This is a genomic window from Corallococcus llansteffanensis (genome assembly GCF_003612055.1).
In the GTDB taxonomy this organism is placed as follows: Bacteria; Myxococcota; Myxococcia; order Myxococcales; family Myxococcaceae; genus Corallococcus; species Corallococcus llansteffanensis.
In genome coordinates, this window is record NZ_RAWB01000100.1 from 1 (window position 1) to 21,292 (window position 21,292).

10 protein-coding genes and 1 pseudogene are annotated in these 21,292 nt (G+C 67.5%); 6 read left to right on the top strand and 5 right to left on the bottom strand.

Going from position 1 to position 21,292, the window contains the following annotated elements:
- Positions 1-579: 579 nt before the first annotated feature.
- From D7V93_RS12110 to D7V93_RS12125, 4 genes are all read left to right on the top strand, one after another.
- The gene (locus D7V93_RS12110) at positions 580-2,643 is read left to right on the top strand and encodes a PrkA family serine protein kinase (protein ID WP_120626002.1); all 2,064 of its coding nucleotides are present in this window, start codon (positions 580-582) and stop codon (positions 2,641-2,643) included.
- Positions 2,644-2,678: 35 nt separating this feature from the next.
- A complete protein-coding gene (locus D7V93_RS12115; protein WP_120611404.1) occupies positions 2,679-3,788 on the top strand; it encodes a DUF444 family protein in 1,110 nt (369 codons plus the stop codon).
- Positions 3,789-3,823: 35 nt separating this feature from the next.
- Positions 3,824-5,317: a SpoVR family protein gene (locus D7V93_RS12120; RefSeq protein ID WP_120643549.1), complete on the top strand. Its 1,494-nt coding sequence runs from the start codon at positions 3,824-3,826 to the stop codon at positions 5,315-5,317.
- A 100-nt stretch (positions 5,318-5,417) separates the two neighbouring features.
- Positions 5,418-6,611, top strand: a complete 1,194-nt coding sequence (locus tag D7V93_RS12125; RefSeq protein ID WP_208723001.1) for a M23 family metallopeptidase — start codon at positions 5,418-5,420, stop codon at positions 6,609-6,611.
- 72 nt (positions 6,612-6,683) lie between these two features.
- On the opposite strand, the gene D7V93_RS12130 is transcribed toward D7V93_RS12125, so the two are convergent.
- Positions 6,684-7,268, bottom strand: a complete 585-nt coding sequence (locus D7V93_RS12130) for a DUF2378 family protein (protein ID WP_120643551.1) — start codon at positions 7,266-7,268, stop codon at positions 6,684-6,686.
- A 268-nt stretch (positions 7,269-7,536) separates the two neighbouring features.
- On the opposite strand from D7V93_RS12130, the gene D7V93_RS12135 reads away from it, so the two are divergent.
- Complete coding sequence (locus tag D7V93_RS12135) at positions 7,537-10,044, top strand: glycogen/starch/alpha-glucan phosphorylase (protein ID WP_120643552.1); 2,508 nt, start codon at positions 7,537-7,539, stop codon at positions 10,042-10,044.
- Between the two features lie 67 nt (positions 10,045-10,111).
- On the opposite strand, the gene D7V93_RS12140 is transcribed toward D7V93_RS12135, so the two are convergent.
- From D7V93_RS12140 to dnaE, 4 genes are all read right to left on the bottom strand, one after another.
- Positions 10,112-12,064 carry a M3 family metallopeptidase gene (locus D7V93_RS12140; protein WP_208723002.1) on the bottom strand — a complete coding sequence of 651 codons (1,953 nt, stop codon included), beginning with the start codon at positions 12,062-12,064 and terminating at the stop codon, positions 10,112-10,114.
- A 224-nt stretch (positions 12,065-12,288) separates the two neighbouring features.
- The gene (locus D7V93_RS12145; protein ID WP_120643554.1) at positions 12,289-16,311 is read right to left on the bottom strand and encodes a lamin tail domain-containing protein; all 4,023 of its coding nucleotides are present in this window, start codon (positions 16,309-16,311) and stop codon (positions 12,289-12,291) included.
- Positions 16,312-16,437: 126 nt separating this feature from the next.
- A complete protein-coding gene (locus tag D7V93_RS12150) occupies positions 16,438-17,241 on the bottom strand; it encodes an SDR family oxidoreductase (RefSeq protein ID WP_120643555.1) in 804 nt (267 codons plus the stop codon).
- Positions 17,242-17,264: 23 nt separating this feature from the next.
- A complete protein-coding gene (gene dnaE / locus D7V93_RS12155) occupies positions 17,265-20,810 on the bottom strand; it encodes a DNA polymerase III subunit alpha (RefSeq protein ID WP_120643556.1) in 3,546 nt (1,181 codons plus the stop codon).
- Between the two features lie 235 nt (positions 20,811-21,045).
- Between dnaE and D7V93_RS12160 the strand changes: the two are divergent.
- Positions 21,046-21,292, top strand: a pseudogene (locus D7V93_RS12160) (sulfatase family protein); the annotation flags it as partial.

The following is a 21,292-nucleotide window of genomic DNA, read 5'->3' on the forward strand; positions in this document are numbered from 1 at the left end:
GAGCATGGGCGCGCGGGAGGATACGCAGGCAGGACCCAAAGCCAAGTCAGCGACCCACCCACCTGCCTGATGCCCGCCCGCCTGCCGCTCCTGCCTGAGCCACCACTTCACCGGGCAGCGCCGGATTCGCGCTGTTACGGACCCTTCCGGGCGGGACGGAAACGATACATGGGCCGTCACGCCGACATGTGGAGCGGACGGAGACGCCGCCCCACAGGGGGGGCCTGCCTGGACGGGGTGCCCTCCAGCAGGGGCTCAACAGTCGGGAAGTACGCGGTTGGGCGAGGTGGGAGCCGACACATCGCACCGGGGGGGCTCCTCCCAGCGTGGGTCAGGATCCTTATAATCGAAGTGCCTTTTCACCCCGTGAAGGGGAGGGGCTTCTCTCTCCGACACGAGCTGACGCGCGGTCCCACTCCGCGGCGGGGTCCCGAAGGGGCGTGAGCATCGCGATTGTCGTCGCCTGGGACCTCATCGGGGTGGGTGTGGAATGGCCTTCCAGCCCTCCAGGTTCACCATGCTGGCTTCCTGGAAGAACGCGAGCGTTCGCGTTCCTCCGGCAGCCTTCGAGGGAGAGACATGAAGGACGCTGAGAAGGGCTCGTGGGTCTCCAGAATCGCCGCGTTCCAGGATGTGAAGACCTACGCGGAACTCAACTGGGACGGCTCTTTCGAGGACTACCTCGAAATCGTCCGGAAGAACCCCAAGGTCACCCGCACCGCCTTCCAGAGGATCTACGACATGATCCTCAGCCACGGAAAGTCGGAGTACATCGACAACAAGAAGAAGCTGACGCGCTACCACTTCTTCAGCGACGAGCGCTTCGGCGGCCGTGACGCCATCTTCGGCCTGGACGTGCCGCTGATGAAGCTGGTGAACGTCTTCAAGTCCGCGGCCCAGGGCTACGGCACGGAGAAGCGCGTCATCCTGCTGCACGGGCCCGTGGGCTCGTCCAAGTCCACCATCGCCCGCCTGCTCAAGAAGGGCATGGAGGAGTACTCCAAGGTCCCGGAGGGCGCCGCCTACACCTTCTCCTGGCTCACCGACAAGAAGCAGCCGGACGGCACGGTGGTGAAGGAGAAGATGAAGTGCCCGATGAACGAGGAGCCCCTCAACCTCATCCCCAAGGAGTGGCGTCCGAAAATCTTCGCGGAGCTGTCCCCGCCGGAGTCCGGCTACACCATTCCGGATGGCTGCGAGCTGTGCCCCGCGTGCCGCTTCGTCTTCAAGGAGCTGATGACCCAGTACGGCGGTGACTTCGCCCAGGTCATGAACCACGTGCACGTCAACCGGCTCATCTTCAGCGAGAAGGACCGCGTGGGCATTGGCACGTTCCAGCCCAAGGATGAGAAGAACCAGGACTCCACCGAGCTCACCGGTGACATCAACTACCGGAAGATCGCCGAGTACGGCTCCGACTCCGACCCGCGCGCCTTCAACTTCGACGGCGAGTTCAACATCGCCAACCGCGGCGTCATCGAGTTCGTGGAAGTGCTCAAGCTGGACGTCGCGTTCCTCTACGACCTGCTCGGCGCGTCGCAGGAGCACAAGATCAAGCCGAAGAAGTTCCCGCAGACGGACATCGACGAAGTCATCATCGGGCACACCAACGAGCCCGAGTACAAGAAGCTCGAGAGCAACGAGTTCATGGAGGCCCTGCGTGACCGTACGGTGAAGATCGACATCCCGTACATCACCAAGCTCACGGAGGAGGTGAAGATCTACGAGAAGGACTTCAACTCCCGAGCCATCAAGGGCAAGCACATCGCTCCGCACACGCTGGAGATGGCCGCCATGTGGGCCGTCCTCACGCGCCTGGAGGAGCCCAAGAAGCACAACCTGTCGCTCCTGCAGAAGCTCAAGCTCTACAACGGGAAGACGCTGCCCAACTTCACCGAGGACAACATCAAGGAGCTGCGCAAGGAGAGCGTGCGCGAGGGCCTGGAGGGCATCAGCGCCCGCTACATCCAGGACAAGATCTCCAACGCCCTGGTGAGCGACAAGGGCGAGGGCTGCATCAACCCCTTCATGGTGCTCAACGAGCTGGAAGCCGGCTTGAAGACGCACTCCCTCATCAACAACGAGGACGCGCGCAAGCGGATGAAGGAGCTGCTCACCACGGTGAAGCAGGAGTACGAGGACATCGTCAAGAACGAGGTCCAGCGCGCCATCAGCGCCGACGAGGACGCCATCGGCAAGCTGTGCGGCAACTACATCGACAACATCAAGGCCTTCACCCAGAAGGAGAAGGTCCGCAACAAGTACACCGGCATCTACGAGGTCCCGGACGAGCGGCTCATGCGCTCGATTGAAGAGAAGATCGACATCCCGGAGAGCCGCAAGGACGACTTCCGCGGGGAGATCATGAACTACATCGGCGCGCTCGCCGTGGAGGGCAAGACCTTCAACTACCGGACCAACGAGCGGCTGCACAAGGCGCTGGAGCTGAAGCTCTTCGAAGACCAGAAGGACAGCATCAAGCTCAAGAACCTCGTGTCCTCCGTCGTGGACAAGGAGACCCAGGAGAAGATCGACCTGGTGAAGGACCGGATGATGAAGAACTACGGGTACTGCGAGATCTGCTCCACGGACGTGCTGAACTTCGTGGCCAGCATCTTCGCCCGCGGTGACGCGAAGGAGTAACGCCCAAGCGCCTTGCCCAGGAGGGACGTGACACCGTGACCTTGAAGATCCACCAGGACCACTCCCGCTTCAAACAGATCGTCCGCGGGAAGATCAAAGCCAACCTGCGCAAGTACGTGCAGAAGGGCGAGATGCTGGGCAAGAAGGGCAAGGATGCCATCAGCATCCCCATCCCCTTCATCGACATCCCGCGCTTCAAGTACGGCCACAAGGAGCAGGGCGGCGTCGGGCAGGGCGAGGGCGAGGTGGGTCAGCAGCTCGGCCCCGGGGCGGTGGAGCCCGGGGACGGCCACCAGGCAGGCCAGGGCGAGGGAGACCACGCCCTGGAGGTGGACGTCACCCTGGAGGAGCTGGCGCAGATATTGGGCGAGGAGCTCCAGTTGCCGCGCATCGAGCGGCGGCAGAGCGAGCGCATCGTCACGCAGAAGGTGAAGTACACGGGCGTCAACACCACGGGCCCGGAGTCGCTGCGGCACTTCAAGCGCACCTTCAAGCAGGCCCTGAAGCGGCAGATCGCCACCGGCACCTACGACCCGAAGATGCCGGTCATCATCCCCACGCGCGAGGACCGGCGCTACCGCAGCTACAAGCTGCAGGAGCTGCCGGACACCAACGCGGTCATCATCTACATGATGGACGTGTCGGGTTCGATGGGGGACGAGCAGAAGGAGATCGTCCGCATCGAGAGCTTCTGGCTCGATACGTGGCTCAAGCACCAGTACAAGGGGCTGGAGTCGCGCTACATCATCCACGACGCCGTGGCCCGCGAGGTGGACCGCGACACGTTCTTCCACACCCGTGAGTCCGGCGGGACGATGATCTCCAGCGCCTACAAGCTGTGCCGGGAGATCATCCAGGCGGACTACCCGAAGAGCGCGTGGAACATCTACCCGTTCCACTTCAGCGACGGTGACAACTGGAGCGCGGACGACACGCGCCAGTGCATTGAAATGCTCAGGGGCGACATCCTCCCGCAGGTGAACCAGTTCGCCTACGGGCAGGTGGAGTCGCCCTACGGCAGCGGGCAGTTCATCAAGGACCTGCGCGAGGCGGTGGGTGACACGACCAACGTCGCGTTGAGCGAGATCGCGGACAAGGACGCCATCTACACGTCCATCAAGGACTTCCTCGGCAAGGGGCGCTGAAGCGCTCGCCCATCCCCAACCGGAGCACCCGCCCGATGCCCAAGAGCCTGACACCCCGCCTCGCCGCGCTGCGGGATGAAATCCATGGCTACGCCAAGGAATTCGGCCTGGATTTCTTCGAGACCGTCTTCGAGATGGTCAGCTACGACGAGATGAACATGGTCGCCGCCTACGGCGGCTTCCCCACCCGCTACCCCCACTGGCGCTGGGGCATGGAGTACGAGCAGCTGGCGAAGGGGTACGAGTACGGGCTGTCGAAGATCTACGAGCTCGTCATCAACAACGACCCTTGTTACGCCTACTTGATGGAGAGCAACCCGGAGGTGGACCAGAAGCTGGTGATGGCCCACGTCTACGGTCACTGCGACTTCTTCAAGAACAACTTCTCCTTCCGGCACACCAACCGCCGGATGATTGACGACATGGCCAACCACGCCACCCGCGTCCGGCGCTGGGTGGACAAGATTGGCGTGGAGAAGGTGGAGGACTTCATCGACCGGACGCTGTCGCTGGAGAACCTCATCGACCAGCACGCGCCGCACATCCGCCGCAACCCCGATCCGCAGCGCGCGGAGGAGGAGCTCAAGTCCAACGAGCGCGTGGAGGGCTTCAAGGTGAACCGCGAGTACATGCGCGGCTACATCAACCCTTCGGAGTTCCTGGACTCGCAGCGCAAGCTCTCCGAGGACGAGAAGCAGCAGCGCAAGCGCTTCCCGGAGCGCCCCCAGCGGGACGTGCTGTACTTCCTGCTGGAGCACGCGCCCCTGGAGCCGTGGGAGGTGGACATCCTCTCCATCCTCCGCGACGAGGCGTACTACTTCGCGCCGCAGGGCCAGACGAAGATCATGAACGAGGGGTGGGCCAGCTACTGGCACTCCACCATCATGACCCGCAGGGCGCTGCGCGACGATGAGATCATCGACTACGCGGACCACCACTCCGGCACCATGGGCGTGCGGCCCGGGGCCATCAACCCGTACAAGCTGGGCATCGAGCTGTGGCGGGACATTGAAGACCGGTGGAACAAGGGCAAGTTCGGCAAGGAGTGGGACGAGTGCGATGACCTGCGCGCCCGCCAGGCCTGGGACAAGAAGCTGGGCGCGGGGCGTGAGAAGATCTTCGAGGTCCGCAAGCACTACAACGACATCACCTTCATCGACACGTTCCTCACCGCCGAGTTCGCCCAGCAGCAGAAGCTGTTCGTGTATGGCTTCAACGACAAGCGCAACTCGTGGGAGATTTTGGACCGCGAGTTCCGCAAGGTGAAGAACAAGCTGCTGACGTCGCTCACCAACTTCGGCCAGCCCATCATCGAAGTGGTGGACGGCAACTACGAGAACCGCTCGGAGCTGCTGCTCGCGCACAAGCACGACGGGCAGGACCTGAAGGGCGACTACGCGCGGGAGACGCTGCGCAACCTCCAGAGCCTCTGGCGGCGGCCGGTGAACATCATCACCCGCTACGACGGCAAGGGCGCCCTCTTGCGCTACGACGGGCAGCACCACTCGGAGAAGAAGGTGGAGCTGTAGGTGCCGGAGGGTAGGAGTCGGGAGCAGGCGGGCGGGCAGGCGATGTGAATCCAGGAGTTGGGCGGAGGTGCAACAGTCCTCTACACTCCTGTCCGCCCCCATGAAGACCGCCTCCCTGCTCTGCCTCGCCGCCCTCGCGGCGGCGTCGACCTCCGAAGCCGCCACCCAGCAGTACGACATCAAGAACCGCCGCATCGAGCCGCGCCAGACGCTGGCGGGCGCGCTGCACGACGCGCAGCTGCCCGACGCGCAGGTGGAGGCCGTCATCGCGGCGCTGGAAGGGGTGTTCGACTTCCGCAAGTCCCGCGTGGGCGACCAGTTCCGGCTGGTGATGCGCAACGGCGAGCTGGACTTCTTCGACTACCGCCAGAGCACCGTGGACGAGTGGCAGGTGCGCCGCGACGGGGAGAAGTACGTCGGCAGCAAGCGCTCCATCGAGGTGGAGAAGCAGGTGTCCGTGGTCTCCCTGGAGATCAACACCTCTCTCTATGAGGCCACGCTGGCCGCGGGCGAGGACCCGTCCATCGGCCTGGTGCTGTCGGACGTGTTCGCGTGGGACATCGACTTCTACCGGGACGTGCGCAAGGGCGACCGGGCGAAGGCGCTGGTGGAGAAGTTCGTCTCCAAGGGCCGCGTGCTGCGCTACGGCGAGGTGCTGGCGGCCACCTACGAGGGCGGCCTCGTGGGCAACAAGCGCGTGTTCCGCTACCTGCTGCCCAACGGCGAGGCCAACTTCTTCCAGGAGGACGGCGCGAGCGCGAAGAAGACCTTCCTCAAGAGCCCGCTGAAGTACGCGCACGTCACCAGCAGCTTCGGGTCGCGCTTCCACCCGGTGCTCCAGTACGTGAAGAACCACAACGGCGTGGACTACGGCACGCCCATTGGCACCCCGGTGTGGGCCGTGGCCGATGGCACCGTCGTGTCCGCGGGCAACGCGGGCGCCGCGGGCAACATGGTGGTGCTGCGCCACTCCAACGGCATGGAGACGCAGTACATGCACCTGTCGCGCTTCGGTGACGGCGTGCGCTCCGGCACGCGCGTGCGGCAGAAGCAGGTGATTGCCTATTCGGGCAACACCGGCCGCTCCACCGGTCCGCACCTGCACTTCGGCCTGAAGCGCAATGGCACCTACGCCAACCCGCTCACCCAGAAGTTCCCCCGCGCGGATCCGCTGCCCAAGGAGCTCACCGGGGACTTCCTCGCCAAGGCGCACGACATGGCCCAGCAGCTGGACGCCGTCTCCGTGGCCGCCGTCGCGGGCCAGGCGGCGCCCCCGCCTCCGGCCGTGAAGTAGGCCGCACGCTTTCCGCCTCGACGCCCTCCGGGCCCCCTCCCCTTCACGGTGGAGCGGGGCCCGACGCGTTTCTCAGGCCCACTCGATGAGGTACTCGGATTCGCCCAGGCACAGCTCCGTGCCGCGCACCTGGCCCTCGCGCTGGAGGGCGGCGAGGGCGCCCGCGAGGATGCCTTCGTGCACCGGCACCGGCAGCAGGTCGTCCTTGAAGTGCAGCCGCACGCGCTTGTCGCCCAGGGCCACGTACTCCCGCTGCCCGTAGCTCACGGCGGTGGCGTACGACGCGGGCGCGTTGCTGTAGATGCGCTTGGGGTCGCCGCCGGTGGTGAAGCGCAGGAGCGTCTGCCCCACCGTGGACTCGAAGAAGGTCCCGCAGATGGCGTCTCCGCACGCGCGCAGGGCCTCGTCGGGCGTGCCGAAGGTGGGCTGGAGCGCCTCTGCGGCGAAGGCGAGCAGGCGCAGGAAGTCCACCGCCGGGTAGGAGAAGAAGTCCACCGGGTTGCGCTGCAGGAGCGGCGCGCGCAGCCGCTCCGCGGCGTCCTGTCCCAGGTGCTTGCGCGTGAGCCGCAGCACCGCCGCGAAGCTCAGGCCCCGCACCGTGTCGCCTGGACGGGTCAGGGCAATGCGCTGCTCCAGGTCACGCAAGGGGGAGGCCATTCCCCCGGGTTCTACCCCAACTCCTCACGCAATCGGGATTCCAAGCGAAGCCAGTCCACAAGGCGCTCCCTGCCAACGCCGGAGCGCGTCACGGAGGGTCCTCGCGCACCTTCCCTCCCTGGTGGGGGGAGCGGGCGGCCCGGGGGACGGGCTGCGGCTTTCCGGTGCCTGGAGTGGCCCGACACGATACCCTCGCGCGCGGTGCGCCCTGGTCCAGACGGGGCGCCCGCAGCACCCACCTCTTCGTGACCCACGAGACGACCGACTTATGGCTCCTCCTGCCTCCGCGCGCCCCGCGCCGCCTCCGCCCACCTCCTCGGGCACGCCCGAAGACAGCGGCCGCACCGGGCTCGACGCGGCCAGCGTCCGTCGCGGTTTCTTCGAACACGTGCGGTATTCGCGCGGCAAGAACCCGGAGACGGCCACCCCGCATGACCGCTTCATGGCCTTGTCCCTGGCCGTGCGCGACCGCCTCACCGACCGCTGGGTGAAGACGGCCCGCACGTACTACGAGCAGGACGTCAAGCGCGCGTACTACCTGTCCGCGGAGTACCTGCTGGGTCGGGCGCTGGGCAACAACCTGCTCAACCTCAACATGTACGAGTCCGCCGCCGCCGCCATGCAGGAGGTCGGCGTGGACCTGACCCAGCTCCTGGAGATGGAGCCGGACGCGGGCCTGGGCAACGGCGGCCTGGGGCGGCTGGCGGCGTGCTTCATGGACTCGCTGGCGACGCTCGGCTACCCGGGCATGGGCTACGGCATCCGCTACGAGTTCGGCATCTTCTCCCAGGACCTGGTGGAGGGACACCAGGTGGAGCGCGCGGACGAGTGGCTGAAGTTCGGCAACCCGTGGGAGATCGTCCGGCCGGAGAAGGCGGTGCCGGTGCGCTTCTTCGGACGCGTGGAGCACCACCAGGGCCCGGATGGCCGGCCGGTGGCGCGCTGGGTGGGCGGCAAGACGGTGATTGGCGTGCCGTACGACACGCCGGTCGCGGGCTACGGCAACAACACCGTCAACACACTGCGGCTGTGGCAGGCGCGCGCGAGCGCGGAGTTCGACCTGCTGCTGTTCAACGCGGGCGACTACGAGCGGTCGGTGGTGGAGAAGAACGACTCGGAGGTCATCTCCAAGGTCCTCTACCCCAACGACGCGTTCCAGGCCGGCAAGGAGCTGCGGCTGAAGCAGCAGTACTTCTTCGTGGCGTGCTCCATCGCGGACATCGTCCGGCGCTACCTGAAGAACCACAGCGACTTCCGTGAGTTCTCCCGCAAGGCCGCCATCCAGCTCAATGACACGCACCCGGCCATTGGCGTGGCGGAGCTGATGCGCGTGCTGGTGGATGAGAAGCACCTGCTCTGGGACGAGGCCTGGTCCATCACCCAGGAGACGTTCGGCTACACCAACCACACGCTGCTCGCGGAGGCGATGGAGCGCTGGCCGGTGTCGCTGTTCGAGCGGCTCTTGCCCCGGCACCTGGAGATCATCTTCGAGATCAACCAGCGCTTCATGCGCCAGGTGCAGATCCGCTACCCGTTCGACGTGGAGAAGCAGCAGCGGATGAGCCTGGTGGAGGAGGGCCCGGAGAAGAAGATCCGCATGGCCCACCTGGCCGTGGTGGGCAGCCACAGCGTCAACGGCGTGGCCGCGCTGCACACGGACCTGCTGCGCCGGGACGTGCTGCCGGACTTCGCCCAGATGTACCCGGAGCGCTTCAACAACAAGACGAACGGCGTCACGCCGCGCCGGTGGCTGGCGTGGTGCAACCCGCGCCTGTCCAAGCTCATCACCAGCCGCATCGGCGAGGGCTGGGCCACGGACCTGGACCAGCTCACGAAGCTGGAGGCGCACGCGGACGACCCGGCCTTCCGCCAGGCGTTCCGCGAGGTGAAGCACGCCAACAAGGTGGACCTGGCCCAGCACGTGAGGGATTTGCGCTGGGTGCAGCTCAACCCGAACGCCATCTTCGACGTGCAGATCAAGCGCCTGCACGAGTACAAGCGGCAGCTGCTGGACGCCATCCACATCGTGGCGCTGTGGATGAAGGCGCGGCGCGACCCGTCCAGCGTCGTCCACCCGCGGGCGTTCCTCTTCGGCGCGAAGGCGGCGCCGGGCTACCACCTGGCGAAGCTGACCATCCGGCTCATCAACGGCATCGCGGAGGTGGTCAACAGCGACGCGGGCACCACGGGGTTGCAGGTGGTGTTCGTGCCCAACTACCGGGTGAGCCTGGCCGAGCGCATCATCCCGGCGGCGGACGTGTCCGAGCAGATCTCCACGGCGGGCTGGGAGGCGTCCGGCACGGGCAACATGAAGCTGATGCTCAACGGCGCGCTGACGCTGGGCACGCTGGACGGCGCCAACGTGGAGATCCGCGACGCGGTGGGCGACGAGAACTTCTTCCTCTTCGGCCTCACCGCGGACGAGGTCATCGCGCGCAAGAAGGCCGGCTACCGGCCGCGTGACGTGTACGAGTCCAACACGGAGCTGCGTGAGGCGTTGGACCTCATCCGCTCCGGCTTCTTCTCCCCCGAGGACCGCAACCTCTTCCAGCCGCTGGTGGACAGCCTGCTGGAGGAGGACCGCTACCTGGTGCTCGCGGACTTCGCGGCGTACATGGCGAAGCAGGAGGAGGTGGTGCGCGCGTACCAGGACCAGGAGTCCTGGGCGAAGAAGTGCATCATCAACGTGGCGCGCGCGGGCATCTTCTCCTCGGATCGCACCATCAAGCAGTACGCCGAGGAGATCTGGCACGTGCAGCAGACGAAGGTGGAGTGAGCCTTTCCGTGAAGTCCCGGGCGCGGGCGGCCCTTCTTCAAGCCGCCCGCCCCGCGGGGCCCGGGGCTTACGCGGCCTTGTTGAGCCAGGCCTCGTAGGCGCGGAAGTCGTAGTCACGGCCCAGGAAGCGGTTCACCAGGCGCGCGGCGTCGTCGGAGCCTCCCGGCTCCAGCACCGCGCGCCTGTACGCCTGCGCGGGCGCGGGGTTGAGCAGGCCCTGCTTCTGGAACACCGTGAAGAGGTCCTTCGCGATGACGAGCGACCACATGTACGTGTAGTAGTTGGACGAGTACCCATCCAGGTGCCCGAAGGTGAGGTGGAAGTACGTGCCCTCCAGGTACGGGAAGGGGATGTACTGGCCCTGCAGCTCGCGCACGAGCGCGGTGGCGTCCAGGCCCTTCGGGTCGCGCCGGTAGAGCTCCAGGCTGAGCGCCGCGTAGAACATCTGCTGGCGCACGAAGAGGCCCTTGCCGAACTCGTCCGCGCGCAGCATGCGCTCCACCAGCTCCGCGGGCAGCTTCTCCCCCGTCTGGTAGTGCGTGGCGAAGGTCTGCAGGCACGTCACGTCGCGGGCCCACTCCTCCAGCATCTGCGACGGGGCCTCCACGAAGTCCCATTCCGTGCGCACGCCGGACAGGCCAGCCCAAGGCGTGTGGCCGCCGAAGATGTGGTGCAGCAGGTGGCCGAACTCGTGAAAGAAGGTCTCCACGTCGCGGTGCTGCATGAGGGCGGGCTCGTCGCCGGGCTTCGGGAAGTTGCAGATGAGCGCGCCTTCCGGCAGCCGGCGTCCGGCCTTGCCGCTGGTCAGCGTGAACTGGGCCGCGTGCTTGTACTTGTCCGCGCGCGGATGCATGTCCAGGAAGAAGCGGCCCTTGAGCGTGGTGCCTTCGTAGACATCGAAGACCTCCACCTCCGGGTGCCACACCGGCACGTCCTTCACCGGGCGGTAGGTGACGCCGAAGAGGCGGGCGGTGAGGTCCAGGACGCCCTGCTTCACGCGCGTGTATTCGAAGTAGGGGCGCACCGTCTGCGAGTCGAAGGCGTACTGCTCCGCCTTCACGCGGTCATCCAGGTAGCCGGAGTCCCAGGGCTCCACCTGCGTGGCCCCGGGTTCGTCCTTCTTCTTGCGCTCCAGCAGCACCTGGTAGTCGCGCTTCATGCGCGCCTCCGAGGCGGTGGCGATCTTCTGGATGAAGTCCCGCGCGGCGTCCGCGGTGCGCACCATCTTGTCCTCGGTGGCGTAGGCGGCCCAGTGCGGATAGCCCAGGAGCGTGGCCAGCTCATGGCGGCGGGCGACGAGCCGGCCCAGCACGTCCACGTTGGCGGGGTGGCCACGCTGGCGGTTGGCGCGCCAGAGCTGCTCGCGGGCCTTGCCGTCGCGCGCGTAGGTGAGGAAGGGCACGAGGTCCGGGTAGTCGGTGGAGATGCGCACCTGGCCGTCCGGGCCGGGGGCGTGCGCGCGCGCGTAGTCCTCCGGCAGGCCGTCCAGCGCGGACGGGGGCAGGGCCACCGTGCGGGTGTCCTGGCTGATGTTGCGGCTGAACTCCTGGCCGATGCGGATGAGCTCTTCCTGGAGCGCCTTCACCTTCTCGCGGGTGGCCTCGTCGCGGTCCACGCCGGCGCGGCGGAAGTCGCGCAGCACCTTCTCCATCCACTTGTGCGTGGCGGCGTCCTCGCCGGACAGCTCCACCGCGGAGAGGACGTCGTAGACGCCCCGGTCCATGCGGAGCTCGTTGGAGAGGTTCTCGAGGGACTGCTCGGCGGCCTCCGCGACCGTGCGCAGCTCGGCCTCCGGGTGGGTGTGGCGCACGACGCTGGCGCGCGCGGAGGCGTCGTCGAGCGTGGCGGAGGTTTCGTCGTACAGCTCCAGCACCTCGCGGGCGGCGCGCGGCGCGGGCAGGGACTTGAGGCGCGCGATGCCAGCGCGGGCCGTGGCCAGGGCCTCCTCGCTCGCGCGGCGGAAGTCCTCCGGCGGGCAGGTGACATGGCGGGCGGCGACGGGGACCAGGGGCTGGGACACGGGAAGGGCTCCTCTCAAAGAGGTGCCAAAGCTAATGCGCCCCGCACGCAGGGGCAGCACCCGTGTGAGGGCGACAGGCCCTTTGCCGGACATGAGGCCCCCTGCCCTGCTCCGTCCGTCGGACGGCGGACGGACGGGCGGGCCTGGAGGGCCTGAAACGGCGGAGGCCGCCCCGGCGTGGTGCCGGGGCGGCCTCCTGGGACTTCAACCGAGCCGTGGAGGCGTCAGTAGAACTCGAGCGGGCTCGACGAGCTCTGCGGCTGCCGCGCCGCGCGGGTCACGAAGTCCACGGAGTTGTTGTCCGTGTCCTGAGCGTTGCCGCGCGCGGCGTCCGTGCCGCCCACGGCCATGGTGGCGGAGGTGGAGGTGGACACGGCCTTGCGCTCCAGGCTGCCACCCACCGCCGGATGCGCGGGACCGGCGGTGCCCTCGGGGGAATTCCCGGTGCCCCACCCCAGCTTGTCCACGTCCACGTACGTCCCGCTCACGAGGCGCTGGATGCGGACGTGGCCTCCAGTCGTCGTGGAGGCGGAGGTGTCGAAGGTGTACGGGACATCCGCGGGGGCCGTGGCGCCGCCGCTGTAGTTCGCCCCCGCCAGGAGGAAGTAGCCGTGGGCGCGAATGACCTTTCCGGCCGGAATGGTGACGGTAGAGCTCCAGGTGGTTCCGGTGGCCGACTTGTAGCTGACCTGCCAGTTGGACAGGTCCACGTTTGAGTTCGTCGGGTTGTAGAGCTCGATGAACTCGTCCGTCGCGGCTGTGCCCGAGCCGTTGCCCCCGCAGAACTCGCTGATGACGACATGATTCGTCAGGGGCGCATGCACCGTCACCGAGCCGTACGTGCCTGCGGGCGGCACGGCGGCGCCGTTCTGATCGCAGTACACCCACGGCGCGCCCGCGTCCGTGAACCGGTAGCGGAAGCCATAGCTGAAGGTGCCCGGCGTGGGGATGCGTAGCGACGCCTTCATCTCATCGTCGTTGGAACCACCAGGCGCGCTGTAACCCGCGTTGAAGCCGGCCTGCGTCCACGTCCAGCCCTCCGGGTTGGTCGCGTCCGCGCCGTAACCCAGTTGCGCCTCGATGCGCGGATGGAAGTCATTGCCGTTCAGGTTCCGGGTGGTGATGTCCGCGTCGTAGAACTGGCTGAAGATGTCGAAGCTGTCGATGGCGGAGATGGTCGCCGGGTAGACGCCGTCTCCGGACGGGAACGTCTTCGGGTACTGGATGTTGCAGAAGTCCACCGGAGGATTGACGTTCATGCCGCAGTCGTCGTTGGGCTGACCCGGCGTGCCCCGGTCTCCGCCGGACAGGCTGCCCGCCGAATCACACCAGTACCAGGACCGCGCGCTGCCCGCCGTGCCCACGATGCTGGAGGCGAGGCTCATGGCGCGGCCCGTCGTCTGGGGGAACGCGCCCGTATACGTCAGGCTGTCCACGTTCGTCGCCCCCTGCTTCACGGTCAGCGTTCCGGTGTTCCCCAGGACGAACCCGCTGCCATAGGCATACCGCGCGCTCACGCCACCGTTCGTCTGCGAAGCGGCGTCCTGCGCGAGCACCAGGGCTTCCCCCGACGCGACGAGCAGCGCGCTGCCCGTGCCCGGGTCCACCGTGATGGACGACGGCGCCGTCACTCCGTCCGAGTAGCTGACCGACAGGCCCGCGACGTTGAGCAGCTTGCCGCTGGTGTTGGTCAGCTCCAGGTACTCCGTCGTCCCCGCCGAGGGCGAGTGCATCACCTCCGACAGGAACAGCTCGCCCGCCGCGGGCCCCGTCGCGGTGGTGCACGCGCCCTCGAAGCAGACGCCTTCCGCACCAGGACACAGGTCGGTGCTCGAGGGCCCGGCCTCGCACGACGGGGCACCCGCCACCACCACGCATGCCTGCGAGTACGTCACCAGCGACCTGCCATCCGCCGCGCAGGTGGACGCGGGCGGCGTGCACACGTAGTCCGCGCACGGGTCGGTGGTGGTCGCGCTCACGGTGGCGAGCGCACTGCCGTTGTTCGCGCCGTCGAACGTCTTCAGGGCGAAGAAGTACGTCGTGCCCACCTCCAGGCCGGTGACGGTGAAGGTCTCCGCCGTGCCCGGCGACTGGGGCGCGCCCACGCCCGTCGCGAGCGTGGCCGTGTCGAAGTTGGCCTCCGTGATGTCCGCCGTCGAGTAGCGCAACTCGTAGGCCGCAGCGGTGCCCAGGTCGCCGTCGTCACCCGGGGCCGTCCAGTCCAGGCGGATGCTGGAGTCGGACAGCGCGGTCGCCTCGAAGTCCTGCGCGACCGCCGGGGCCACCGCATCGGTGATGACCAGGTCCGCGGACGTGGCGATCAGCAGGCCGTCCACACTGGCCTTGAGCTGGTAGGTGCCCTCCGCCTCCACGACGAGGCCCGTGAACGTCGTCGCGCCGTCCGCGGTGGTCTGCGTGACGGGGCCCTGGGAGAAGCTTCCGCCCGCGAGCTCCAGCTTCACGTCCCGGGAGGCATCGTGGATGGTGTTGCCGTAGGCGTCCCGCAGCGCCACCTGGACGTCCGCCAGCGCCTCCCGCACGTTACCCGTGACAGGCGCGGAGACGAACGCCACCCGGTCCAGGACCGCCGGCACGATGGAATAGGTGTGCGTGCCCTGGAGCGCGCCCGCCGCCACGTCCGTGGCGACGACCTCCTGGTCACCAACGGTGCGCAGCTCCACGCTGAACGTGTGGCGGCCTTCATCCGCGAGGGTGAACGTGAAGGCACCGGGCAGCACCGCCTGCGCGTCCGTGGACGTGAACACCACCGTGGAGGTGTAGCCCTTCGCGACGTTGCCGTAGACGTCCCGCGCCACCAGCTCGTAGCTCAAGGCGTTGCCCGCGACGAACGGGCCCGCGCCCGCGATGACCTCGAAGGACGCGGCGGCGAGGGAGCGCACGTCGGCGTCCACGGTCGTGGTGAGTGCCGCGTTGGCGGTGTCCACCCCGGTCAGCGTCTGCGTCCCCGCCGTCTTGAAGACCAGCCCGGTGAGGCGCTTCTGGCCCTGGTCCGCAGGGGTGAAGACCGCATCCGGGGGCAGCACCGCGAGCGCGTCCGAGGACGTGAAGTGCACCGTGCCGGTGAAGTCCTGGCGCGCGTTGCCGAAGGCATCCGTCAGCGCCACGGTCAGATCGAGCGAGGCACCCGCGTTGACCGGGACCTTGAAGTCCGACATCAAGAGCTTCGCGAGAGGGCCGGCGGACACCTTCACATTGAAGGCATTCGAGATGGCGCTCGTGCCGTCCTTGATCTGGAGCTCGTGGGTTCCGGCCGTCCGGAAGGTGATGCCCGTGAACGTGTACTGGCCCGCGTCCGCGGCGGTGAAGGCGTGGGCGGCGGGCATCGTCGCGGCCAGGTCGGTGGACGTCAGCTTCACCGTGCCCGTGTAGTGCGTCACCGTGTTGGAGTAGGCGTCCTGCACCGTCACCTGGAGGTCCTGCGCCACGCCCGCCACCGCCGTCTCCAGGGGCGTGCTCAGCCCCACGGTCACCGGCGCGCCGGGCGCCACCGTGAAGAAGGTGCTCGCGGCCGGCTCGAAGCCCGGAGCGCTCGCCATGAAGTGGTAGTTGGCCCCGGCCCGCTCCAGCACCACGTTCGGGAAGCGCGCCACGCCCGCCACCGTCGTCACCTTCAGCAGTCCCTCCGGCAAGACGATGCCTCCGGAGCCCAGCGCCAACGTCACCTCCGTCGCATTGTCGGGGACCACCGCGCCGCTGGCGTCCTGGATGGCGACCTCCAGCCCGCTCAGGGGCACGCCCGCCACGCCGTCCGGCAGCGCCTCGCGGAACACGAGCTTGCGAATCGAGGGGGCCGCGACGAACTCCACCGTCGCCGTGGCGGTGAGCGACACCTGCGCGCCGTCCACGTCCTTCACCGACGCGCGCACCGTCTTCACGCCCGCCACCGTCGACGCGACCCTCGCCTGCGCCTCGCCGTTCGCCGCCGTGGCTTGCGCGGCCACCGCGACGGAGGCGCCCTCGCCCTCCACCGCCACCGTCACGGGGCGCCCCGCCAGCGGCGAGCCGTCCTTGCCCAGCACCGTCACCGTGACGACCGCCACGTCATGGCCGTCCGGGAGCACGCCCGTGGAGCGGTCCACCGCGACCTTGGAGGCCGCCGCGTCCACCACGCCCTTCACGGGCGGAGGCTGAGGTGGAACACCACCGTCGCCACACCCCAGCGACAAACCCAGACACAACACACTCAACCCCAGACAGCGGGCGAGCAACTCGATACGTGGGGACATGGAGGTCTCCGACCAGCGGGCAGCCTCCGCGCGGCGACACTGGCCTGCGCGGGGTTGCACTGGTTTCTATCAGACATTCCCTCACGTGAGGAATGCCGGGCCGGAACCTTTCAGCTCAACTGAAATTCAGCCGTTCATCGCCTGGAGGAGCGCGGCGCCGCCCAGGAGGGACTGGCCACCGTCGCAGACCATGATGGAGCCGGTGATGAAGGAGGCGGCGTCGGAGGAGAGGAAGAGGGCCAGCCGGGAGATGTCCTCTGGCGTGCCGAAGCGCTGGAGCGGCAGGGCCTCCGCGAGCTTCTGGCGCGAGCCCTCCGAGGGAGCGAGCCTGCTCATCCCTTCGGTGCCCTCGATGGGGCCGGGGGTGATGGCATTGACGCGCACGCCCGCGCCGCCCCACTCGATGGCCAGCACGCGGGTGAGCATGTCCACGCCGGCCTTGGCGGCGCACACATGGGCCTGCATGGCCATGGGCAGGTAGGCCTGGGGCGCGGAGATGGTGATGACGGACGCGCCCGGCTTGCGCAGGTGTTCGAACGCGGCGCGCGCCACGTTGAACGTGCCCAGCACGTCGATGTCCATCACCGCCTTGAAGCCGTTGGACGACATGCCCAGCGCGGGCGCGGGGAAGTTGCCCGCGGCGCCGCACACCAGCACGTCGATCTCACCGTACGCGTCCTTCACCTGCTGGAGCGCCTTCTCCACGGACGCGTAGTCGCGCACGTCGGCGGCGACGCCCATCGCGGTGCCGTGGGCCTGGAGGCCCTTCACCGCGCCCTCCAGCTTCTCCACGTTGCGGCCGTTGATGGCCACCTTCGCGCCCGCCTTCGCGAACGCGGTGGCGATGCCGAGGTTGATGCCACTGCTGCCGCCGGAGATGAAGGCCGTCTTGCCCTTCAGCAGCCCGTCCCTGAACACGCCATCCGCCATGGGGTCGCTCCTTCGCGAGTGAATCAGCCGAACTCCACGACCTTCTGCCCGAAGAGCTTGTCCACCGCGAGGAGCAATTCGTCGTTCACCTGCACCTTGAGCGTGGTGCCGGCGATGTGCGCCTCGGCCTCCCCGGGGAACAGCACGCTCACCGCCACCGGCGTGGCGCCCGCGTACTTCTTCGCCAGCTCGTTGAGCTTCGCCAGCCGCTCCTCGGTGACGACGTCCGCGGGCAGGCGCAATTCCAGCCGCTTGGTGCGCTTCTCGCGCACGGACTTGAGGCTCTGGATGTCGTCGACGATGAGCTCCGCGGTGGGCGTGTTCTCGTCGCGCTGCGAAATCTGGACGGTGCCCGTCACCAGGATGGGGTCGTCCGACTTGAGCAGGTGCTCCCAGTGCTCGTAGCCCGGCTTGGGGCCCTGCTTGGACCACTTGCCGTCCTTGCCCATCACGTTGCGCGTGCCGTCCTTGCCCGGGAAGCACACGAGCTCCGTGGAGCCGGACAGGTCTTCAATCGTCACCCACGCCATGCGCTTGCCCGTCTTCGTGGGGCGCTCGCGCAGCACGGTGATGATGCCCGCCACGGTGAGCTTCTCGTCGCGGCGCGCGCGCTGCACGGCGGTGATGGGCCGCGCGTAGCGCTTCAGCTCCTTCTCGTACTGGTACAGCGGGTGGCCGGACACGTAGAAGCCGATGGCCTCCTTCTCGTAGGCCAGGCGCTCCTTCTCCGGCCACTCGTCCACCGCCGCGTAGTCGTCCTTGAGGCCGGTGCCCGCCGAGGCCGGGCCCGTGAGCATCCCGAACAGCGAGCTCTGGCCCGCGGCCTTGTCCTTCTGGCTGGCGGAGCCGCGGTTCATCGCGCGCTCGATGGTCTCGAAGAGCTGCGCGCGGGGGCGCTTCTCGAAGTCGAAGGAGCCCGCCTTCACCAGCGCCTCCAGCACCTTGCGGTTGACGCGCCGGCCGTCCACGCGCTCGCAGAAGTCGAACAGGCTCTTGAAGGGGCCTTCCTTGCGCGCCTCCAGGATGGACTCGATGGCGCCCTCGCCCACGCCCTTGATGGCGCCCAGGCCGAAGCGGATCTTCCCGTCCACCGCGCCGAAGGCCAGGTCGGACTGGTTCACGTCCGGCGGCAGCACCTGCGTGCCCGACTCGCGGGCCTCGCCGATGTGCTTCACCACCTTGTCGGTGTTGTCCTTCTCGCTGGTGAGAAGGGCGGCCATGAATTCGCACGGGTAGTGGGCCTTGAGCCACGCCGTGTGGATGGTGACCAGGCCGTACGCCGCGGAGTGGCTCTTGTTGAAGCCGTACTCGGCGAACTTCTCCATCAGGTCGAAGATTTCGCCCGCGACCTTCAGGTCAACGTTGTTGGCCTTGCAGCCCTCCATGAAGCCGGCGCGCTCGGCCTGCATGACCTCGGCCTTCTTCTTGCCCATGGCGCGGCGAAGCAGGTCCGCGCGGCCCAGGGTGTAGCCACCCAGGACCTGCGAGATCTGCATCACCTGCTCCTGGTACACGATGACGCCGTAGGTGTCCTTGAGCACCGGCTCCAGGTTGGGGTGCGGATACGACACCTTCTCCCGGCCGTGCTTGCGGTTGATGAAGACGTCCACCATGCCGGCGTCCAGCGGACCCGGGCGGTAGAGCGCGCCCGCGGCGATGACGTCTTCGAAGCAGGACGGCTTGAGCTTCATCACCATTTCGGTGAAGCCGCTGGACTCCATCTGGAAGACGCCGGCCGTGTCGCCCTTGGCCATCAGCGCCCACATCTCCGGGTCCGTGAGCGGGATCTCGTGCCGCTTGATGTCCTTCTTGTGGTTGCGGTTCACCAGGTCCAGCGCCTGCTGGATGACGGTGAGCGTCTTCAGGCCGAGGAAGTCGAACTTCACGAGGCCCGCGGCCTCCACCTCGTCCTTGGCGAACTGGGTGATGAGGATCTTCTCGCCCGGGGGCGAGTACACGGGCACGAACTCCCACAGCGGCTTGTCCGCGATGACGACGCCGGCCGCGTGCATGCCGGGCTGGCGGTGCAGGCCCTCCAGCGCGAGCGCGATTTCGAGCACGTCCTTGGTGGTGACGGGGTTGCCCTCCACCTCACCGATGTTGGTGGGCTTCTCGATCATCTCCTTGAGGCGAGGCTCCATCTCGATGGCCTCCTTCAAGGTGATGTTGAGGACCTCCGGCACCAGCTTGGCGATGCGGTCGCCTTCGCTGAACGGCAGGCCGAAGACGCGGCACACGTCGCGCAGCACGCTCTTGGCCTTGAGCGAGCCGAACGTGATGATCTGCCCCACGTTCATCTCGCCGTACTTGCGGCCCACGTACTTGATGACCTCGTCGCGCCGGTCCTGGCAGAAGTCGATGTCGAAGTCCGGCATCGACACGCGCTCCGGATTGAGGAAGCGCTCGAAGAGGAGGTTGTACGGGATGGGGTCCAGGTCGGTGATGCGCAGCGCATACGCGACGAGCGACCCCGCGCCGGAGCCACGGCCCGGGCCCACCGGGATGTTGTGGTCCTTGGCCCAGTTGATGAAGTCCTGGACGATGAGGAAGTAGCCGCTGAAGCCCATGCGCTGGATGACGCCCAGCTCCAGCGTGAGGCGGTCTTTGTACTGCTGGTGGTCGATGGGGTACTGGTGCTTGAGCTCCTCGAAGCGCTGGCGCAGGCCCTCGTAGGCCAGCTCCGCCATGAAGGAGTCCGGGGTGTGGCTGTCGGGCACCTTGAACGTGGGGAGCATGGGCTTGCCCAGCTTCAGCTCCACGTTGCACTGCTCGGCGATGCGCTGGGTGTTGTGGACGGCTTCCGGCGTGTCCTTGAAGAACTCCAGCATCTCCGTGGGGCTCGTGACGTAGAGCTTGTCGGTGGAGTGCCGCAGGCGCTTGCTGTCCGCGAGCGTCTTGCCGCTCGCGATGCACATCAGCAGCTCATGCGCCCGGGCGTCCTCGCGCTTGATGTAGTGCGCGTCCGCGGTGGCGACGAGCGGGACGTCGATGTCGCGCGAGAGCTGCTTGAGGTTCTCGTTCGCCTTGTCCTGCTCGGGCATCCCGTTGGACTGGATCTCCAGGAAGAACTGCCCGGGCTCGAAGATGTTCTTGTACTCGGTGGCGGCGCGGCGGGCGTGGTCCATGTCGCCGCGGAAGCACGCGCTCGTGACCTCGCCGCCCAGGCACGCGGTGAGCCCGAAGAGGCCCTTGCTGTGCTTCGCCAGCACCTCCTTGTCGATGCGCGGGTGGTAGTAGAACCCGTTCATGTACGCGGTGGAGGACAGGTAGCGCAGGTTCGCGTAGCCCTCCTCGTTCTTGGCGAGGAGGATGAGGTGGTGGGCCACCTTCTCCGAGCGGTCCTCGCGCCCCTTGGGCCCCGCGACGTACGCCTCCAGGCCGAGGATGGGCTTGATGCCGGCGTCCTTCGCCTTCTTGTAGAAGTCGATGGTGCCGAACATGTTGCCGTGGTCCGTGACGGCCACGCTCGACATGCCCTTCTCCTTCACCGTCTTGATGAGGTCCTTCATCCGGATCGCCCCATCGAGCAGCGAATAGAGGGTGTGGAGGTGAAGGTGCGTAAAGGACATAAGCGGCGGGTTCCCGGAGTGAAGAAGGAGGCGCTGAACAGTAGAGCCCGGGTCCCCTGCTCGCCAGTCCAGTGACAGGGCCAGCGTTTTCGGAGGACCTCCCAGGTCCAGGAGCCCGGAAATCCGGCCTGGAAAACACCTGGAGCGGAATCGAAGCTTCCCCGCCGTCCGGGCGTGGGCACTTGGGCCCGGCCTGGGGTGGTCTCCGTGGGATTCGTGCCCACGCTCCCCCAGGATGTCCTCCACTGCTCGTTCACCGACGCTCGGGCGCGCCCTCCTGCTTGGCTGCCGGGCGGGCCTGCTCGTCTTCCTGCTGCTCTACACGCTCTGCGCCCTGCTGAACATGCAACTGGGTTACCAGGGGAACGAGAGCCGCGTCGTCACCGAATGGGTGTGGAGCGAGTGGCGCGGCGTGGTGCTGTGGCAGGTGGCGCGGCTGCTCGCCGCGTACTCGGTCATCGGGCTTACGCTGGGGGCGCTGC

Bases quoted from the DNA above. Each gene is read 5' to 3' on its own strand.
- D7V93_RS12125 (WP_208723001.1), top strand. From the start codon at position 5,418: ATGAAGACCGCCTCCCTGCTCTGCCTCGCCGCCCTCGCGGCGGCGTCG.
- D7V93_RS12150 (WP_120643555.1), bottom strand. From the start codon at position 17,241: ATGGCGGATGGCGTGTTCAGGGACGGGCTGCTGAAGGGCAAGACGGCC.
- D7V93_RS12135 (WP_120643552.1), top strand. From the start codon at position 7,537: ATGGCTCCTCCTGCCTCCGCGCGCCCCGCGCCGCCTCCGCCCACCTCC.
- D7V93_RS12145 (WP_120643554.1), bottom strand. From the start codon at position 16,311: ATGTCCCCACGTATCGAGTTGCTCGCCCGCTGTCTGGGGTTGAGTGTG.
- D7V93_RS12120 (WP_120643549.1), top strand. From the start codon at position 3,824: ATGCCCAAGAGCCTGACACCCCGCCTCGCCGCGCTGCGGGATGAAATC.
- D7V93_RS12110 (WP_120626002.1), top strand. From the start codon at position 580: ATGAAGGACGCTGAGAAGGGCTCGTGGGTCTCCAGAATCGCCGCGTTC.
- dnaE (WP_120643556.1), bottom strand. From the start codon at position 20,810: ATGTCCTTTACGCACCTTCACCTCCACACCCTCTATTCGCTGCTCGAT.
- D7V93_RS12130 (WP_120643551.1), bottom strand. From the start codon at position 7,268: ATGGCCTCCCCCTTGCGTGACCTGGAGCAGCGCATTGCCCTGACCCGT.